Origin of the sequence: Micromonospora sp. NPDC049679 (genome assembly GCF_040659735.1) — a bacterium.
In the GTDB taxonomy this organism is placed as follows: Bacteria; Actinomycetota; Actinomycetes; order Mycobacteriales; family Micromonosporaceae; genus Micromonospora_I.
In genome coordinates this window covers 182,239-200,710 of record NZ_JBFANZ010000002.1, presented here as the reverse complement: position 1 = coordinate 200,710, position 18,472 = coordinate 182,239, and the positions used below count along the sequence as shown (strand labels likewise).

The following is an 18,472-nucleotide window of genomic DNA, read 5'->3' as shown; positions in this document are numbered from 1 at the left end:
GGGGGAATGGTCGCGCGCACCCCGCTCTATGCCCCGCACGGCGCCGTCGCGACGAGCCAGCCCCTTGCCGCGGCGGCCGGGCTGGCGGTGCTGCGCCGCGGCGGCAACGCCGTCGACGCGGCGTTGGCCACCGCGATCACGCTGACCGTCGTGCAACCCGGCTCCAATGACATCGGCGGCGACCTCTTCGCGCTCGTCTGGGACGGCGCCCGACTGCACGGACTGAACGCCTCCGGCCGCTCGCCGGCGACGTTGACCCGTACCGCCGTGTTCGCCGCCACCGACGGGCAGGGCGCACCGTCCTCCCCGGCGCACGGCGGCGCGCAGGCCGGCGCCGTCGGACTGCCCACCCGGGGCTGGCTGCCGGTCACCGTCCCCGGGGCGCCGGCCGGATGGCGGGATCTGCACGACCGGTTCGGCGCGCTGCCCTTCGCCGACCTTTTCGCCGATGCGGTCGGGTACGCCGAGCACGGGTATCCGGTCTCGCCCGGGGTGGCCGCCGGTTGGGCGCGGAGCGCGGAGGCGCACGCGGCGCTCGCCGGGGAGGAGTTCGCCGAATGGTCGCGGGTCTTCACGATGGATGGCCGACGGGCGCCCCGCGCCGGTGAGCGGTGGCGCAACCCGGACGCCGCCGGCACGCTGCGGCGGATCGCGGCGAGCGGCGCGGAGTCGTTCTACGCCGGGGAGATCGCGGAGGCCCTCGCCGGGCACGCCGCCCGTACCGGTGGCCTGCTCACCGGAGACGACCTGGCGACGCACTCGTCGAGCTGGGTGGATCCGGTCGGCGCCGGCTACCGGGGTCACCAGGTGTGGGAGCTGCCGCCGAACGGGCAAGGCGTGGCCGCGCTGCTCGCCCTCAACATCCTGGACGGCGTCGACCTCGCGGCGATGTCGCCGGCCGAACGGGTGCACTGGCAGGTGGAGGCGATGAAGCTCGGCTTCGCCGATGCCCACGCGTACGTGGCCGACCCGGAGCGGGTCGCGGTGCCGACCGACGCGTTGCTCACCGAGGGGTACGCGGCGACCCGCCGGGCGCTGATCGGGGAGCGGGCGGGCGCTCCCGCTCCCGGCGACCCGACGCGGGGCGGCACCGTCTACCTCTGCGCGGCCGACGGCCGCGGGATGATGGTCAGTCTCATCCAGTCCAACTACATGGGCTTCGGCTCGCATGTGGTGCTGCCCGGCTTCGGGTTCGGACTGCAGAACCGGGGCGCGGGGTTCAGTCTCGATCCGCAGCACCCCAACGTCGTCGCGCCCGGCAAGCGCCCCTTCCATACGATCATCCCCGGCTTTCTGACCCGGGGCGGCGAGCCGGTGGGACCGTTCGGCGTGATGGGCGGCCACATGCAACCGCAGGGGCACCTGCAGCTCATCTCCGCGACGCTGGACGGCGGGCTGGATCCGCAGGCGGCGCTGGACGCCCCGCGCTGGTACTGGCACACCGGGCGGTCCCTGCTCGTGGAGCCGGCGCTCGCCGCGCGGCCGGGCGTCGTCGAGGAGCTACGGCGTCGCGGCCACGAGGTGGCGGTGGCGGGTGATCCGTCGGCGTTCGGGTACGGCCAGGCGATCTGGCGGCTGCCCGACCGGGCAGGGGGCTATGTGGCCGGGTCGGAGCCGCGCGCCGACGGCTGCGCGATCGGCTACTAGACCCGTTCGCGGAACGTGGTCCGGTAGGCGTGCGGCGTCGCGCCGACCCGCCGGCCGAAGTGGTGGCGAAGGGTCGCGGCGTCACCGAAGCCGGCGCGGGTCGCGACGGCCTGCACGCCCAGGTCGGTCTCCTCCAGCAGGCGGCGGGCGAGCAGCACCCGCTGGTTGGTGAGCCAGTCGTGCGGCGTGGTGCCGGTCTCCGCGCGGAACCGCCGCGCGAACGTGCGCGGTGCCATGTGGGCGCGTGCGGCCAGGTCGTCGACGCTGATGTTCCGGTCGAGGTGGGCGACGAGCCAGCCGAGGACCGGCTCCAACGTCGGCGCGTCCGGCGTGCGCGGCATCGGCGCCTCGATGAACTGCGCCTGCCCCCCGTCGCGGTGCGGCGGCACCACCATCCGCCGCGCCAGCTTGACCGCTATCGCCGACCCGTGCTCCTGGCGGACGAGGTGCAGGCAGGCGTCGATGCCGGCTGCGGTGCCCGCGCTGGTCAGCACGGTGCCGTCCTGGACGTAGAGGGAGTTGCACCGGACCCGGGCGCGGGGATGGCGGTGGGCCAGGTCGTCGGCGTAATTCCAGTGGGTCGTGCACTCGCGGTCGTCGAGCAGACCGGCGGCGCCGAGGACGAAGGCGCCGGAACAGACCGAGAGGACATGGGCGCCGCGCGCGTGGGCCCGGCGTAGCGCGTCGAGCACCGGCTCGGGCGCCGTCGGACCCTTGGCGTGGGCGTGGGCGGGGACGGCGACCAGGTCGGCATGGTCGACCGGGGTCAGGTCGGAGTGGGGTACGAGATGGAAGCCGGACTGGGTGCGTACCGGCCCGCCGTCGGGAGTGCACACGGCGAAGCGGTAGCCCGGGAAACCGTCGGCGGTGCGGTCGGTGCCGAAGACCTCGGCCAGCACACCCAGCTCGAAGGCGGCGACCCCGTCCATCGCGATCACGGCGACACTGCGCAGCATGGCAGCAGCGTACGCCGCACCTGGCAGAAAATCGAGGTTCAATGGCATCACTGCCACTGTCCCCCGTACGGGTGGTTGCGGAGACTGAATGGGAAACGTCCGGTGCGCACCGGCGGCGAAGTCCACAAACAGCCCGAAAGGTTGCGCCGCCATGGAACTCCTCGTACTCCTGCTCTTCCTGATCCTGCTCGCAGTCGCCACGGTCGCCGGCCTGACGGTCGACTCCCGCGACTCCGCCGACTGGAAGCCCACGTGCGGTGGCTTCCGCTGACACCCGCCCGCATCCTGACGTCGGTTCGCCGGAGCGGTTCACCTAACTAAGTGACCGCCCCGGCGACGGGCCGCGATCCCCGTACGGCAGGCTTAGGTCATGGCTGAGGGCTCCTGGTACGACGCCGATATCGACCACGTGATCATTTCCGAGGCGCAGATCCGCGAGAAGACCGCGGAGCTGGCCAAGCAGGTCTCCGCCGACTACGCGGCGGTGGGTGATTCCCTGCTGCTCGTCTGCGTGCTCAAGGGTGCGGTCATGTTCATGGCCGACTTCGCCCGCGCGCTCGGGCGCAACGGCCCTCCCGTCGAACTCGAGTTCATGGCCGTCTCGTCGTACGGGCAGGGGACCACGTCCTCCGGCGTCGTACGCATCCTGAAGGACCTCGACCGGGACATCGCCGGCCGGCACGTGGTCGTCGTCGAGGACATCGTCGACTCCGGCCTGACGCTGTCCTGGCTGCTGAAGTACCTCGAGTCGCGGGACGCGGCGAGCGTCGAGGTCGTGGCGCTGTTCCGCAAGCCCGAGGCGGTCAAGGTGCCGGTGGACGTGAAGTACGTCGGTTTCGACATCCCGAGCGAGTTCGTCGTCGGCTACGGCCTGGACTTCGGGGAGCGCTACCGTGAGGTGCCCTACGTCGGGGTGCTCAAGCCGGAGGTCTACTCCCGCGTCTGATCCCCGCGCGGGGCTCGCCCGACATTCCCGGCCCACGTACAGCCGACTTTCAGGAAACGCGGCTACGGTAGGCGCTAGTGCGGTGAAGCTTCGTCGATCCTGCTGCTCGCCCCGTTGCCCAGCTTGCGGGTCGGAGGCCGGATTGACGGTCCGTTGCCGCATCAGCATGAGGCGTAGTCGGGGCGAGTGGCCAAAGGGCTCGCAACCGCACACCTCGCGCGCACGGTGTACCTTCGAATCACCGTGGCGCGGTGTGTCAGCGCCCGGGGTCGCGGCCGGCCGGTAACGGCGGCTGTGGCCGGTGGCTCAGCGGCCACGCCAACCAGACGGTCAGAACGGCGATCAGGAGGGTCCGGGCGTTCGCGCTCGACAACAGCATGGAACGTACGCGTTTCTTCCGCCGCCCGGTGGTCTGGATCATCCTGGTGATCATCGGTGCGATTGCGCTCAGCTCGTTCTTCACCAGCGGCCCGAGCTATCACAAGGTCGACACCTCGGTGGCGCTCGACCAACTGAACAAGCCGGGCATTCAGAAGGTGGTCGTCCAGGACAAGGAGCAGACGCTCCGGATCGACCTCAAGGATGACGCCAAGTTCGGCGACACCACGACCAAGCGGATCGAGGCCCAGTACCCGTACCAGGTCGGTGACCAGGTATGGAACAAGGTGCTGGAGGCCAAGGCCGCAGGCCGCATCGCCGGGGACGCCAACACGGAGGTCTCCTCCGACAGCGTGTTCATCACGCTGCTGGTCAACCTGCTGCCGATCGCGGTCCTGGTCATCCTGCTTCTGCTCTTCATGTCGCAGATGCAGGGCGGCGGCTCCCGGGTGCTCAACTTCGGCAAGTCCAAGGCGAAGATGATCACCAAGGACACGCCGAAGACGACCTTCGCCGATGTCGCCGGCGCCGAAGAGGCGGTCGAGGAACTGCACGAAATCAAGGATTTCCTGCAGAACCCGGCGAAGTACCAGGCCCTCGGCGCCAAGATCCCCAAGGGTGTGCTCCTCTTCGGTCCGCCCGGAACGGGTAAGACCCTGCTGGCCCGCGCCGTCGCCGGCGAGGCCGGGGTCCCGTTCTATTCGATCTCCGGCTCCGACTTCGTCGAGATGTTCGTCGGCGTCGGCGCAAGCCGGGTGCGTGACCTGTTCGAGCAGGCCAAGGCGAACGCTCCGGCGATCGTGTTCGTCGACGAGATCGACGCCGTCGGCCGCCACCGCGGCGCCGGCATGGGCGGCGGTCACGACGAGCGTGAGCAGACGCTCAACCAGCTTCTCGTCGAGATGGACGGCTTCGACACCAAGGGCGGCGTCATCCTGATCGCCGCCACCAACCGGCCCGACATCCTCGACCCGGCGCTGCTCCGGCCGGGCCGCTTCGACCGGCAGATCGCGGTCGACAGCCCGGACATGGAGGGCCGCAAGGCGATCCTGCGGGTGCACGCCAAGGGCAAGCCGTTCTCGCCCGACGTCGACCTCGACGCGGTTGCCCGGCGTACGCCGGGCTTCACCGGCGCCGACCTGGCCAACGTCATCAACGAGTCCGCGCTGCTGACCGCCCGGCACGACAAGCGGGCGATCGACAACGACTACCTGGAAGAGTCGATCGACCGGGTCATCGCGGGACCGCAGCGCCGTACGCGGGTGATGAGCGACCACGAGAAGAAGATCACCGCGTACCACGAGGGTGGGCACGCGCTGGTCGCCTGGGCGCTGCCGCACTCGGCGCCGGTGCACAAGGTGACGATCCTGTCCCGTGGCCGCTCCCTGGGCCACACCCTGGTGCTCCCCACCGAGGACAAGTACACCCAGACCCGGGCCGAGATGATCGACACTCTGGCCTACGCGCTGGGCGGTCGCGCCGCGGAGGAGCTCGTGTTCCACGAGCCGACCACGGGGGCCGGCAACGACATCGAGAAGGCCAGCGCGCTGGCCCGAGCGATGATCACGCAGTACGGCATGAGCTCGAAGCTCGGTGCGGTCAAGTACGGCACCAGCGGCGACGAGCCGTTCCTCGGCCGGACGATGGGCCACGAGCGCGACTACTCCGACTCGGTCGCGGCCGAGATCGACAGCGAGGTGCGTGCGCTGATCGAGCTGGCGCACGACGAGGCGTGGGAGATCCTGGTCGAATACCGGGACGTGCTCGACTCGATCGTGCTGGAGCTGATCGAGAAGGAGACCATCTCGCAGCCCGACATGGCGCGCATCTGCGCCCGGGTGGTCAAGCGCCCGCCGATGGCGCCGTACAACGGCTTCGGCAAGCGTCTGCCCTCCACCGAGCCGCCGGTGCTCACCCCGGCCGAGAAGGAGAGCCTCAAGGCGCAGGCCGCGGCGGACGGCGCCCAGGCGACCGTCGGTGGCAGCTCGACGAACTCGGACGGCCCCCACTGAGCAGCGAACACGAGTCCAGCGCGTCGGCCACCGAACCCGGTGACGACGCGCTGGACTATCTCGCCGCCCGGTTGGTGGACGGCAAGCTCACGGGCACCCCGGTGGAGAACGCCGTCGACCTGGCCCGGATCGAAAAGGCCGTCCGGGAGATCCTGATCGCCGTCGGCGAGGACCCGGACCGGGACGGGCTGATCAAGACGCCGGCGCGGGTCGCCCGTGCGTACGCCGAGCTCTTCGCCGGGCTGCGGGTCGACCCGGCGCAGGTGCTGACCACGACGTTCGAGGCCAACCACGACGAGTTGGTGCTGGTCCGGGACATCGAGGTGATGTCCCTCTGCGAGCACCACCTCCTGCCGTTCCGCGGCGTGGCGCACATCGGCTACATCCCCGGCGCAAACGGCCGGATCACCGGGCTCTCCAAGCTGGCGCGGCTCGTCGAGGTCTACGCCCGACGCCCGCAGGTGCAGGAGCGGCTCACCTCCCAGATCGCCGATCTGCTCAACTCGCGGCTCGACCCGCGGGGCGTGATCGCGGTCCTCGAGTGCGAGCACATGTGCATGGCGATGCGCGGCATCCAGAAGGCCGGATCGAAGACCATCACGTCGGCGGTACGCGGCATCTTCAAGCAGGATGCGAAGTCCCGCGCCGAGGCGATGAGTCTCATCATCCACTCCTGACCCGCCGCCGGCCCGCAGCGATGCGGCCGGTCAACCCGTCAGACGATCGCGCGGTAGCTGTTCGCGGCGTCCGTCGCGCCGAGCGCCAGCGTCTGCGCCTCCTCCAGCCGCATCCGCGCCTGCTCCAGCCGCGAGATCGCGTCGAACACCGACGGATGCACGGAACCGATCGCGGTCAGCCGCAACCGGGCGAGCGCCTCGTCGAGCTGATCGGTCACCGCACGCATCGCGGCGACCGCCCGCTCGGTCTGGTCCACCGAGGCGGCGACGTGCACCTTCACCTCTTCCACGCTGGGCATGGCACCTCCTATCCCGGGACGGCGAGCGCGCCGACGGCCGTCACCAGCAGCGGAGCCGCGCAGACCGCGGCCCCCAGCAGAGCTGTCCGGTCGACCCGCCCACCCGCCGGGGGGCGGAAGAGCAGCCCGACGGTGAGCCACCCCAAACCGAACGCCGCAACCGGCATCGCCAGCCCGCAGACCAGCGCCCCGAACCCGGCCCGGCCGCCGGCGGCGACCACCAGGCCGATCTGCACGACGAGAACCACCAGGGCGAACGGGCCGTAGACCAGCAGATTGCGCCGCCAGGGAGCAGAGTCCCCCGGCGGGAGCGTCGCCGAGCCGACCACAGCGGCGTCTGCCGAGTCCGCGGTTACGCGCGCGTGCCGCAGCGCGGCCAGCACCGCCTCGGGATCCCCGGCCATCGCCTGACCGGCGGCAGCGACCTCGTCGGGTGTGGGCGCCAGCTGCGACAGGGGTACGCCGAGAGTGCGGAGCCGGGACTGCTGCGGGGCCAGCCGCGCGCCGACACCGAGCAGCTCGTCGCGCGCGGCCTCGACCGTGTGCGCCTGCGCGCCCGCGACCGTCGCGGCGCCCCGGCGCACCGCATCGAGCTGCTGTGCCGCGCCCAGATAGTCGAGCCATGCGTCCGCATGATTCTCCTGCTCGGTCACGACTCACGCTCCGGCCGGACGAAGGGGACGATCACCGAGGTGCGGTCGGCATGCCGGTCGTGCAGCAGCGCCCGGTTGGGGCGCGGTTGCCAGTCGACCGGCTGGCCGAGCAGCAGCGACACATCCGTGCCCGGCACGTTGAGGAAGACCATGCCGGCAACGTCCTCGCGCGCCGCGCTGCCGCCGATCTCCTCGGTGAACCGGCGCAACCCGCGCCACCAGGAGAGCAGATGGACCCCACGGCCCGGACCTTCCCGTAACAGGCCGCGTAGGCGGTCCGGCGGTAGCCGGCCGGGGCCCGTGGCATCCATGCCGAAGACCACCAGATAACCCGGCTCCGTGGTGCCGAGCGCCTTCGCCAGGCCCGCCGCGTCGACCGTCTCCACCTCCTGCCGCTGCGCCAGATCCGTCGCCAGCGCCGTCGCCAACTCGTCGCCCGCCGCGACGAGCGACGCGATGACGAACCGCGTCGTACGGGGCGCGTGGTGCGCGGCCACGCCGCGCGCCGCCGCATCCAGCACATCCGCGCCGATCGGGCTCGGACCGAGAATGGCCAGATGCCGGCCGGGAGTCGTGTCGAGCGGGAACGCGGCGGTCGGGAGCGACACGTCGATCGTGCGGCCCACCAGCGCCGCCGGTCGGGTGCTGCGACCCGCCAGGGCGGCGCGGTAGGTGGGGTCGTCGTTGAGGAACTGGTGGGCGTACCCCGCGAAAACGCGGGGCGGCTGCGCCTCGGGCATCCGGGCGGCCCACACCCGGTGCCGCAGCGCGGTCAGCGCCGCCCGGTCCGCGTGCGGGTCCGGGAAACGCACCGTCCGCTCGTGGCCGCGTGTCGCCCGCCGCGGGCCGCCGAGACCGCCGGCCGTGTTGACCACGGCTGTGCCGAGCGGCAGACCGGCGGCGGAGTCGTTGGTCGGTTCGAGGACGTCGCCGCCGCCGGGCAGCGCCACCCGCACCGGGAACTGCCCGAAGATCGAATCGCGCTTGGCGTAGAGCGCCTCGACGCCGCGCACGGTCTGGCTGGCGAGGACCAGATGGATGCCGTAGGAGCGCCCCTTGCGCGCCAGGGACTCCAGCAGCCCCACCGCCTCCGCCGCCAGCGCATCGCCCCCCTCGAGCAGCACCTGGAACTCGTCGATCACGCAGAGCACCCGCGGCAGGCGATGATGCTCCCGCAGATCCGCGAAGCGGGTCACCCCCGCCTTCTTGTACGCCACCGATCGGCGCGTCATCTCCGCGTTCAGTTCGCGCAGCATCGCCACGCCGTATTCGCGGTCGGACTCGACACCGACCGCCCGAGCCTGCGGCAGCCACGTCCGGTCGCGCTCGGTCGGCACGAACTCGGCGAACGACACCCCCTCCTTGAAGTCCAGGAGGTAGAGCGTCAGCTCGGCCGGCCCATAGCGGGTGCAGAGGCCGTACAGGACGTTGATCAAGAACGCGGTCTTGCCGGCACCGGACCGCCCGCCGATCATCCAATGCGGGGTCAGGTCGTTGAACTGCAGCGTGACGACCGTGTCGCCGTCATGACCGACCGGCGTGGCGAGCCCTTCCGCCGCGTCGTCCGACCAGAGGCCGTCGGTGTCGTCGGGGAGGAGATCATCGAGACGCAGCCGGGCACTCGCGGCCAACTCGGAGCCGAGCTCCTGACACACCCGCTCGACGAGATGGGCGGGGGGATCCTCATCGAGGAAGACCGGCGCGTTGAGCCCGGTCGACGGCAGATGCGGCGCGGGCGTCGTGAAGAATCCGCCGGGCGGATCGCCAACCAGCGCGTACGGGTTGCGGAGCGCGACGGCCGTGCTGCGCGGCAACGGCGGCTGGGTCATCTCCGCGGTCAGCGGTGGCGGCGGCCAACCTCCCACGATCAGGTGCAGCCCGGACTCCGGGCCATGCTGCGCGAGCGTCCCGATGCGGGCCAGGTCGGCGCCCTCGGTCAACTGGGGCAACGAGGCGATCACCAGCAGCAGGCTCCGCTCGTGATGCTGCTGACGGACGCCGGCGGTCCGCCCCGGCCGTACCCATTGCTCCGCTTCCGCGAGCGTGGCCCGGAGACCGGTCAGTTCGGTGACCGGCGGCGGCATCAGGCCCGCGTCGGCCAGCGCCGCGAACGGCGCGAAGAGCATCCCCGAGCCCGCGCCGTCGACCGCCCGGACCAGCATGGAACCGGCGGGGGCCGCCGCGAGCAGGCGCAGCAGCACGGCGCGGAGCAGACCGGCCACCCGCGGGTCGCGCGCGTCGGCGTCGATGGCGAGGTGTCCGGCGCCGAGCAGCGGCACCAGCGCCGGAAAGCGCGCGTCGGCGAGGGGCTGTGCGACGCCGATCCGGACGAACCGTGGTTGTGCCGCCCCGCCGAGCGGTGTCTCGGGCGACTGCGCGTCAAGGTCGGCGCCGAGCCAGCCCGGAGCGAGCACCGCGGCGGCGGCGCGCAGCCGCTTCGCCAGCTCATGCTGCTGCCCCTGGTCGGCCTCCGGTGGCCGGGTCGCATCGAGCGCGGCCGACGCGGCGGCGACGGCGGCCGCCGCTTTCCGGTGCAGTGCGGCGGCGTGACTGGTACGCGTTTTCAAGCTGGCCACACTGTCCGCCTTCCGTTCGGCCGGCGCCCCTCTGGACAGAGACCGTATCCCAGTGCGTCCGCATCATCGGGGACGCGCATCGGCCGGCCGCTCAGAGCTTATGGCAGCATCTGAGCTGTGGTAACTCATTGTTGCGAGGCAATCACACATTGAAGTTGAACGGGGTGTTGGCGGCAGTCGTGTCGAACGTTAGGCTCGATTTGTGGACATGGCGCAGCCCCCGATGCGCTCCGAGTACACCCCCGGATCGCCGCCTCCGATACCCGTCCCGGCCGGCACCCCCATGCCGCCCGGGCGACGGCTCCGCGTCACGCTGGCGATCGTCGGCGGGATGGTGCTGCTGCTCTGTATGGGCAGCGTGGGCATGGCCTACGCCTTGTACGACAACGCCACCGCCCCGGACCGCAGCGCCCCGGACGTCGCCGTCGACAACTACCTGCGCGCGCTCCTGATCGAGCGCGACGACACCGCTGCTGCCCTCTATTCATGTCGCGGCGCGGACCGACTCGACGCGATTAAGGAGTTTCGAGAGGATTTGCAGTCCCGCGAAAAGCGGTTCGGGAGTGAGTTCTCCGTCCAGTGGGGAGCGTTAGCGGTCAACGCGGAGCGCGATTTGGCGACGGTGCGTGCCGAACTGAAAATTTCGACCGTAGTCGATGACTTTCCGCAAACCGACCTGCAAGCGTGGACATTCGAGACACGGCAAGAAGACGGTTGGCGCGTGTGCGGGGCCGAGCGAGCCGACTGACGACTACTCGATCCAGAGTTCGTGGACGGGGACTTCGAGTGTCTTGGGGGGCTGCCCGGACCACGCCCACCGGTACCACTCCAACTCGACCGCCACGCGCACGCAGATGTCGCCGTCCGCGCTGGTGTGCACCTCGGTCACCGCGCGGAGGTCGCGCCGTTCCACCCCGTCGACCATCTGCGCGACGCGCCGGCCGGCTACCGAATCGGCGTCCACGACCGGCACGGGAGTGCGTGGCGGTGGCACGTCGAGCGAGACCAGCCGCGATATGACATCGCCGCGGTTCGGCGCCGTCTTGCTGGATTCGCCCAGCTGCTCCACCCAGACCCGTTCCGCCGGCACCAGCGGCGCGAAAACCTCGATCTGATCCGCCTCCGCGCGATACCACTCGTGCTCCGGGATGACGGGGACATAGGTCCGGCTGCCCTGCACGACCTTCTCGTCACCCCGCAGCTCGCCGCGCCAACCCAGTCCCGGCAGGCCGACGATGACCCGCCGCCCACGCAGCTCCGCCGCGGTCGCGGCCGGCGTCGGCACGATCGGCCGAGGTGGCCGGGGCGCCCAGTCAGGCTGCCCCGCGAACGGGTCCGGCAGCGGTTCGCGGCTCATGAAGGATCTTCCTGCTCAACTCGCTTCGCGCAGCGACGCGCCACGGTCACGCATGAACGACTCCGGGTTGACGGCGCCCCGTCGGCTCTGGTCACCGCGGACGTGCACCTCGAAGTGCAGGTGCGGGCCAGACGAATTACCGCTCGACCCCACCTCACCGATCACCTCCCCGGCCTCCACCATGTCGTTCTCGTCAACGGCCGGCTTTCTGACCATGTGGCAGTATCTCGTGACCACCCTGCCCGCGTGCATGATGTCGACAAACCACCCGCAACCGCTCTTCGCCGGTGACCCGTCAACATTGCAGCTCAGCCGACCGTACTGGTCCGGATCGCACCGCGAGATGATGACGCGGCCAGCAGCCGCGGCCCGGATCAGTGTCCCCTTCGGGGCGGCGATGTCGACGCCGTTGTGTCCGGGACGATCGCTCGTGCGGAAGCCGGACCCGACGGTGCCGGGAACGGGACGCGTCCATCCTGACGCCGCGACCTCGCCGAACCCGGCACATCGCAGCGCCCCGCTCTGGCCGACTGCCCGCGCCGCGCCGCCGGCCAGCAGGTTGACGATCTCGGTCGCCACCGGTTCATGTTTCGCGTACGCGTCCGGGAACGCGCTCACCTGGACCCGCTGTGCGGCATCCGTCAGCGCCATCGTTTCCCAGCCCTTGATCGCCACCAGCTTCTGGTAGAACTTCCGCGATGCGTAGGCGGCATCACGCAACTGCGCCGGGGTGCCCCAACCCTGACTCGGGCGCTGTTGAAACAGCCCCACCGAGTCATGGTCGTTTCGTTGCCCGAGATGTGGCAGGTTCGTCAGCGTCGACTCCTGTATAGCCGTAGCTACGGCGATCACCCATCCGCGCGGCGGGACTCCCATGTCAGCGCCCACGTTGATGATCGTCGCGGCATTCCGTATCTGGGCTCTGCCGTAGAACTTCGTCACCGGAAGCTGGCCGTCCGGGTTGACCAAACCGCCTTCCCCACAGCCAAAGGTGGTCAGCACCGGGGCCTCCTCGCCCCCGGTGCCGGTGAGGAAGAACGCGCCTGCCCCGCCGGTGCAGCAGAGCAGCGCCAGCGCCGCGGTCAGCGCGAGGGCCAGCGCCGCCCGCCGTGCCGGCCTTCGCGCGGCGCCCGCCGCCCGGGGCAGGTCTCCGGCCGTCATCCGCGCTCCCAGTCCACGCCGTCGACCAGCCAACGCCCGTCCGGCGCAGTCAGGCGCAGCCGAAGTTTCCCGGAATCGACGCTGATCTCCACCTCCACGACACCGGACGTGAGCGGCAGCAGGGTCGGCTCACCGACCAACCGTTCCGCTGGAACGACCACCGGATCGACGTCGGCGAGCTTCCGGGTCAACGCGGCGGTCGAGAGTGGACGGAGAGCGTCGTGCCACTGCACCGCCGAGACGTCGCGGTGGTTGACCCATGCGGCGGCGAAGGATCGCGCGACGATTTCGGGCGGTGTCGTGCCGGGATTCGCGGTCGGCGACGGGGGCGGTGGCACCGACTGCAGGCCGTCGTCGCCGACGGTCGGATCCGTCGCCAGCACGGGCGCGGTCGGCGGCTTCACCAGCGAAGGGGACTCAGTGGGGCCGGAAAACGTCCGGGCGACGCCGATGATGGCGAGCACGATGAGCGCGAGGCCGAGCGCGAGGCCGACCCGGGAGCGGAGAATGCCTTTGATGAGAAGCCCGACTGCGTCGCGCACGGCGTCACCTGGCCTCGGTACGGATCCGCGGCGTCGGGGGGCTCGTCGTGGTCTCCCCGGTGTCCGGCCGGTAGATGGCGTATGACGGCGAGTCGGCGGGCACGTCCGGCTCGGCCCATTCGACGGATCGTCGCGGGCGCGTGGGCGCCGTTCGTGGCGTCGACGGTTTGCGCTGCTCCACGGGGGCCGGCGAACCCTCTGCGCGTTCCCGGCCGTCCGGGCGCGCGGTGGCGCCGTGTGCCGGATCCTCCAGCCGCGCCTCCGGGCGCAGGTTCGTCTGCTCCACGAAGACCTGTCGCGCCCTGCCCACCTGGGGTTCGGCGGTGCCGCCCGGCTCCGCGACGTTGAGCTTGGCCGCCTCACGCATGTCCCGGAAGAACCGCCGGTGCCACGAGCCCGCGGACGTAACGGCGGCGGTGCCGTCCTTCCCGCCGAGTTGAGTGATCCGTCGGTAGGGGCGCAGCAGCAGCCACCCCACGACGCCGCAGAGCCAGACGAGCACCACCTGCAGCCAGCCCGGCAGGGTCGGCGTGTTCATCACCAGATCGACGGCGAAGAGGTAGATGGCCGCGCCGGTGCCGAAGATGGCGATGTTGAAGAGCGCGGCCACGATGGCGTTCGCCAGCCGCCGGATCCCGGCGCTGGCCGGGCGCATCAGCCCGACCGTCCCGAGAATGGGAGCGGCGATCACCGCCCAACGGAAGATCAGGAAGCCGAGCAGCACGAGCAGTGAGGCGGTGAGATCGAACATCGCGAAGAGCACCGCCGCGAGCACGGCGATGAATCCGGCCCCGATCCGTTCCATGTCCCGGGTGCCCTGAAGGTATTCGTACGCCTCCGGATCCTCCGTCTCGATCTGCGCCGCGACCCGCGCCCACTGTTGTTTCTTGGCGTCGATCGTCGCCTCGCGCGTCCCGGGATTCTGGCGCAACTTCTGGGCCTCGTCCCAGGAGAGCGATTTCGCGTCGTAGAGCGCCCGGCCGTACTTCTTCGCGGTCTCGCTGTCGGCCGAACCGAGCACACCGCGCAGCCAGTTGCGGTAGAGCATCGTGTCGGTTGCCGTGTCGCTGGCGCGAACTCCCGGTGGGCGCTTGTCGATACACGCGGTTCGGTCCGGTAAGGCGCACTTGTCCGGGGGAACGTCCTTCGCCGTTGGCCCGACCGCGTCGTGAACGACGCCCAGCGTGGTGATCAGCGCCCCATCGGCGATGTTGGCCGACTTCACCGGCCACGCCGCCAGCGCGGTCACCGCCACCATGACGAGAACAGCCCAGCCGGCGGTCGTCATCGCGTTGCTCATGTCGGACTGGCGTGACCGCCAGATCAGATAGAGTCCGACCACGCAGAGCGTGATGATGCCGAAGACGCTGAACACCTTCTGGTAGACCGCCCTCGTCGCCTGATCAACGAGCGGATCGGCCCATCCCCACATCGACTGTGGGCTCCAGGCGCGCTCCCGCAGCGCGTTGGAGGCACCGATCACGGCGGTGGCGACCATGAACTCGCCGTTCGCCATCGTGGTGGTGAACCTGTATTCCGGATTGGTCAGTGTGGAAGCGCAGCCGTTGTCGAGGCCGTAGGTCGAGTAGCTGTATCCGGCGTATCCGTAGTCGCTGTACAGGCCGCGCGGGCCGGGTTGCTTCGACGAGTCCGGTCGGCTCGCGAACCAGCCGGCCAGTCCCGAGTCCGGCGTGCTCGGTGTGGGCGCGTTCCGACACTCCACTTCGGAGCTGGCGACCTCCTTGAGCTTCGCGACGCAGGCGCGGAAGTCGGCCTGCCACTGCTGCGTCGAGCAGAGGTCGCCGGCAGCCCTGGCCGGCACCGGGGCGGCCGACGCGGACGCGGCGCCGAAGAGCGGCCAGGCGACCGTCGCCAGCGCGGTGAGCAGAAGGGCGAGGATCATCGCGGGCATCCGGGGGGCGGCGACCCGCGGGGCTCTCGCCATGTCACGACTCCAGGTCCGGGAGGTGGGCGGGGAGGTCCGGCGACGCCGGCGTGACTGCCGCCGGTGTCGTGTCGAGGTGATCGAGCAGCCCTTCGACGTAGGAGACGTCGACGCGCACCTTTTGCACCCGTCCGTCCACGTCCCGCATGACGAACTCCCGGAAGCCGAGCCGCGCCGACGATGACGCGTCCACGCTGGACAGCGACGCGAGGGTGGCCTCGTATCCGTCGTTGACCGGCACGCGGAGCAGGCGCAGCGCCTCGGAGGCGATCTCCGCGTCTTCGGCGATGCGCCCGACGAAGACGGTGGAGACGAGGTTCTGCACGTCGAGGCCGAGGATGTCGCGTGGATTCTGGGACGCGACGAGCGCCGAGAGATTCCACTTACGGGAGTCGCGGGCGAGGCGGACCAGGAAGGACCGGCCGGAGCGCCAACCCTCCATGAAATGCGCCTCGTCGAGCCCGACCAGCTTCCTGGAGGACATCGACCCGCCGTAGCACCGGCGCACGGCAAGCCGGTGTGCGGTGTGCAGCATGGGAAGCGCGAGCGATTCCTCGGCGGACCAGTACTCCCGCTCGATTTTCAGGTCGGGCAACCGCAGCCCGGCCATGGTGATGACGGTCAACGCGGCGTCCGCTCCGAGCAGCCCTTCCGGTGGGCGGCCGAAGAAGAGCAGTGCGAGCGGCATCTCGGCGGTGTCGAGAAGGAGGTTGGCCAGCTCGCGGCCCTCGTCCTTGTCCAGCCCGGAGAGGCAGGCGACCACGTCGTCCAGCGTGGAGGTCTCTTCGGCCGGCACCTGCCGTACGGCGTGACGCAGCAGCGTCGCGGTCGACGACTCGCGGGCGACCTGCGGGGGTACCAGCATCATGCAGATGTCCTGCACGAGCATCCGTCGCTCGGCGCGGGCGTTGGAGATCGCGATCTGGAATTCCCGGTCGCCGGTCGGCCCCGCCGGGAACTCCGTCCGCACGGGGGTCGGGATCAGCGAGTACGGCGCGAGCGTGCCCTGCTCCGAGCCGGTCAGGTTGAGCACCCGTGAGTAGGGACGCAACTCCGGCATCGCGCAGAGCCGGGCGAGCGGACCGGAGGGGTCGAGGAGCGTGACCTGGACGCCCCGTCGTGCGGCCAGGTAGCCCAACGCGCCCAGCAGCGTGGACTTGCCGCCACCGGGCTCGGCGACGAAGACCGCGAGGCCGGACCGCTCGCGGACCTCCATCGGGAAGTGCAGGTCGAGGAAGACCGGGCGGCGGCAGGTGCCGGCGGTCCGGCCGATGAGGTCGCCGCGCTGGTCGCCGACCGTCGACGCGGCCTGGGGCAGTGCGGCGGCGAGCAGCTTGACCGGCATCCGGCGGATGTAACCGGTATTGGCGATCGGCTCCCCGGGGATGAACTCGCGGGCGAGCCAGTCCTGGTTCTTCGGATGCTGCAGCGAGATGCGCAGCTCGCGGGAGTAGAGCTGGATGAGGCGACGCGCCCGTTCGAGGCACTCCTCCCGGGTACGCCCACCGACCGCGATGCGGTGCCACCCGTGGGCGCGGGCGGATTCGACCGGCAGGCCGGTGGTCATCTCATCACCGATGACCAGTGCGCGCTTGGCCAGGCGCTCCAGCTCCGGCGGGGCGTCGATGCCGTGCTCGGCGTAGTCGAGCTGCTGCGAGCGGATCATCCGCAGCCGGTGCTCCAGATTGCGGAAGGAGTCGCCGGAGCCGAGCAGGTCGATCCGCGAGGAGATCTCCATCGGCCAGGGCAGCCGTTCGTGGAAGTGCAACCACGGCTCGTGCCGCTCCGGGATCTCCAGCGGCTCCATCCGACCGACCGCGAGGACCGCGACGTGCCGTTCCTCGCCGGTCATCCGGTTGACGAGCTTCACCGTCGACCCGTACGGCGTCCGGTAGCGCTCGATCTGCTCGGTCAGGCCGAGTAGATCGCCCCGCTCCCAATGCCCGTTCGAGACGGGGGAGAGGGCACCGGGAGGAGTCATGCACAGCGCCACCGACCGGTAGAGCAGCCATTCGAGCTCCTGCGGGTTAACCCGGCGACCACGCATGCCGAACGCGCCGAGTACCTCGTCGAACTGCTCGACGGTCCGCCCGAGCTTGCGGCGTTCCCCGTCGGCCACACCGCGTCCGAACGCGCGTAGGACCCGTTCGGTGAGGGAGTCGCCGAGCGAACGGCGGGCGAAGGTCACGCCGAGGTAGGTCTGCCCCTCTGCGTGGTTGACCGAGAGCAGGTGCCGTTGGGCGGCGACGAGGTGGTCGGACCAGGAGACGGCGCCCGGCACCCCGGGCAGTGGGTTGGCGGTGTGCGTGTCGATGGTGCGGGCCCACTCGTCGGCCGGGAACGGGCGGGTGGTGCGGCGTAGGTGCAGGCGGAATCCGGCGAGACCGGCGTACTGCTCGGAGATGGCCGACAGCAGCGCCTCCCGCTCGGCGTCGGGGCGGAACGCCCAGCGCACCTCGGGCAGCCAGTACCAGGCGGTCACGGTGTTGGGGGTGAAGGTCAGGTGTCCCGCGATCTCGGTGATGGCCAGCTCGATCGCCGGGTCGCGGTCGCCGAACCGGACCTTCGGCGCGCGCACCTGGACCGGCTTGGGTTGGCTGGCCGGTCGGCCCTTGCGGCGCCGTTCGGGCGGGTGCGGCCTGGTCGACGGCTCGTGCGCGGGCTCCCGGATGGCGGGGAGATTGGCCGGCTCCGGCGGGGCGGGTGCGCGGCGCTCCGGCTGCGCCGGTGCCACGGGCAGGCTGCGATCGGGTTCCGCCGGGTGCGCCGTATCGGCGGCCGGTCCGGCGTCGACCGCGGGCAGCGCGGCTCGGGCCGCAACCTCGGCCCGCCGGCCCGGTGGACCGGGTTCCGGCGTACGGCGGACGCTCGGCGACGTGGGCGGGCGGTCCGGCTCCCAGGCGGGTAGGCCCTGCGGCGCTTCCGGCTCCTCCGGCGAGTGTCCGTTGCCCGGGGCCGGCGGGTCGGCGGAGACGCGCGGCCGGGCCGGTCGGATGCCGGCGACGGAGTTGGGCGGCGCGGCGGCGAAGAGGTCGAGGAAGGGCGAGTCGATGTCGGGATGCTCGGGCGGAGTCTCCGTGCGGGCCGGCCTCGGCGGCGGCGCGGGTCGGCCGCGTGCGGGCTGGGGCGCCTGGAAGACGGCGACCGCGCCATGATCGGGGCTGGTCACGAGTTGGCTCTCGAACTCGGCGTCGTCGTCCGGGGTGAGGTAGTCGCGCGATCGCTCACCGTTACCGAGGGTGTCGGGGGGTGGCCCGGCCGGACGGGAAGAGCCCGGCGGAGGGGATCCGGTCATGCGATCGCCTCGCCGGAAACCATGATCA

Annotated in this window: 14 protein-coding genes; 5 read left to right on the top strand and 9 right to left on the bottom strand. The window is 71.1% G+C overall.

Translation table 11 applies throughout. The features are described from left to right. Positions 1 to 6 precede the first annotated feature (6 nt). A complete protein-coding gene (locus AB0J06_RS02660; RefSeq protein ID WP_357423831.1) occupies positions 7 to 1,647 on the top strand; it encodes a gamma-glutamyltransferase family protein in 1,641 nt (546 codons plus the stop codon). Here AB0J06_RS02660 and AB0J06_RS02655 read toward each other — a convergent pair. After that, positions 1,644 to 2,603, bottom strand: coding sequence for a helix-turn-helix domain-containing protein (locus AB0J06_RS02655; protein ID WP_357423829.1), 960 nt, complete (start codon positions 2,601 to 2,603; stop codon positions 1,644 to 1,646). The genes AB0J06_RS02660 and AB0J06_RS02655 overlap by 4 nt on opposite strands. Before the next feature lie 370 nt (positions 2,604 to 2,973). Here AB0J06_RS02655 and hpt point away from each other — a divergent pair, with 370 nt between their 5' ends. The 3 genes from hpt (at position 2,974) to folE (ending at position 6,616) form a co-directional block, all read left to right on the top strand. Continuing rightward, the gene (gene hpt / locus AB0J06_RS02650; protein ID WP_357423827.1) at positions 2,974 to 3,549 is read left to right on the top strand and encodes a hypoxanthine phosphoribosyltransferase; all 576 of its coding nucleotides are present in this window, start codon (positions 2,974 to 2,976) and stop codon (positions 3,547 to 3,549) included. 377 nt (positions 3,550 to 3,926) lie between these two features. Continuing rightward, a complete protein-coding gene (gene ftsH / locus AB0J06_RS02645) occupies positions 3,927 to 5,939 on the top strand; it encodes an ATP-dependent zinc metalloprotease FtsH (RefSeq protein ID WP_357423965.1) in 2,013 nt (670 codons plus the stop codon). 50 nt (positions 5,940 to 5,989) lie between these two features. Continuing rightward, on the top strand, positions 5,990 to 6,616 hold the full coding sequence (gene folE, locus AB0J06_RS02640) for a GTP cyclohydrolase I FolE (RefSeq protein ID WP_357423963.1): 627 nt from the start codon (positions 5,990 to 5,992) through the stop codon (positions 6,614 to 6,616). Between the two features lie 38 nt (positions 6,617 to 6,654). On the opposite strand, the gene AB0J06_RS02635 is transcribed toward folE, so the two are convergent. The 3 genes from AB0J06_RS02635 to AB0J06_RS02625 are packed head-to-tail and all read right to left on the bottom strand — an operon-like array spanning position 6,655 to position 10,144. After that, complete coding sequence (locus AB0J06_RS02635) at positions 6,655 to 6,915, bottom strand: hypothetical protein (RefSeq protein WP_357423825.1); 261 nt, start codon at positions 6,913 to 6,915, stop codon at positions 6,655 to 6,657. 8 nt (positions 6,916 to 6,923) lie between these two features. Beyond that, positions 6,924 to 7,568 carry a hypothetical protein gene (locus tag AB0J06_RS02630; RefSeq protein ID WP_357423823.1) on the bottom strand — a complete coding sequence of 215 codons (645 nt, stop codon included), beginning with the start codon at positions 7,566 to 7,568 and terminating at the stop codon, positions 6,924 to 6,926. Continuing rightward, positions 7,565 to 10,144, bottom strand: coding sequence for an FtsK/SpoIIIE domain-containing protein (locus AB0J06_RS02625; protein WP_357423821.1), 2,580 nt, complete (start codon positions 10,142 to 10,144; stop codon positions 7,565 to 7,567). The genes AB0J06_RS02630 and AB0J06_RS02625 overlap by 4 nt, the downstream gene beginning before the upstream one ends. 208 nt (positions 10,145 to 10,352) lie before the next feature. Between AB0J06_RS02625 and AB0J06_RS02620 the strand changes: the two genes are divergently transcribed. Beyond that, complete coding sequence (locus tag AB0J06_RS02620; RefSeq protein WP_357423961.1) at positions 10,353 to 10,892, top strand: hypothetical protein; 540 nt, start codon at positions 10,353 to 10,355, stop codon at positions 10,890 to 10,892. Between the two features lie 3 nt (positions 10,893 to 10,895). Here AB0J06_RS02620 and AB0J06_RS02615 read toward each other — a convergent pair whose 3' ends face one another. From AB0J06_RS02615 to AB0J06_RS02595, 5 genes are read right to left on the bottom strand one after another with little or no spacing between them, the layout of a single operon-like run. Then, positions 10,896 to 11,501 carry a hypothetical protein gene (locus AB0J06_RS02615; RefSeq protein WP_357423819.1) on the bottom strand — a complete coding sequence of 202 codons (606 nt, stop codon included), beginning with the start codon at positions 11,499 to 11,501 and terminating at the stop codon, positions 10,896 to 10,898. A gap of 15 nt (positions 11,502 to 11,516) precedes the next feature. Beyond that, the gene (locus AB0J06_RS02610; protein ID WP_357423817.1) at positions 11,517 to 12,662 is read right to left on the bottom strand and encodes a M23 family metallopeptidase; all 1,146 of its coding nucleotides are present in this window, start codon (positions 12,660 to 12,662) and stop codon (positions 11,517 to 11,519) included. Further along, the gene (locus tag AB0J06_RS02605) at positions 12,659 to 13,204 is read right to left on the bottom strand and encodes a hypothetical protein (protein ID WP_357423815.1); all 546 of its coding nucleotides are present in this window, start codon (positions 13,202 to 13,204) and stop codon (positions 12,659 to 12,661) included. Before AB0J06_RS02605 ends, AB0J06_RS02610 begins: the two co-directional genes overlap by 4 nt. A gap of 4 nt (positions 13,205 to 13,208) precedes the next feature. Next, the gene (locus AB0J06_RS02600) at positions 13,209 to 15,149 is read right to left on the bottom strand and encodes an MFS transporter (protein WP_357423813.1); all 1,941 of its coding nucleotides are present in this window, start codon (positions 15,147 to 15,149) and stop codon (positions 13,209 to 13,211) included. Position 15,150: 1 nt separating this feature from the next. Next, positions 15,151 to 18,444, bottom strand: a complete 3,294-nt coding sequence (locus tag AB0J06_RS02595) for an ATP-binding protein (protein WP_357423811.1) — start codon at positions 18,442 to 18,444, stop codon at positions 15,151 to 15,153. Between the last annotated feature and the right edge of the window lie 28 nt (positions 18,445 to 18,472).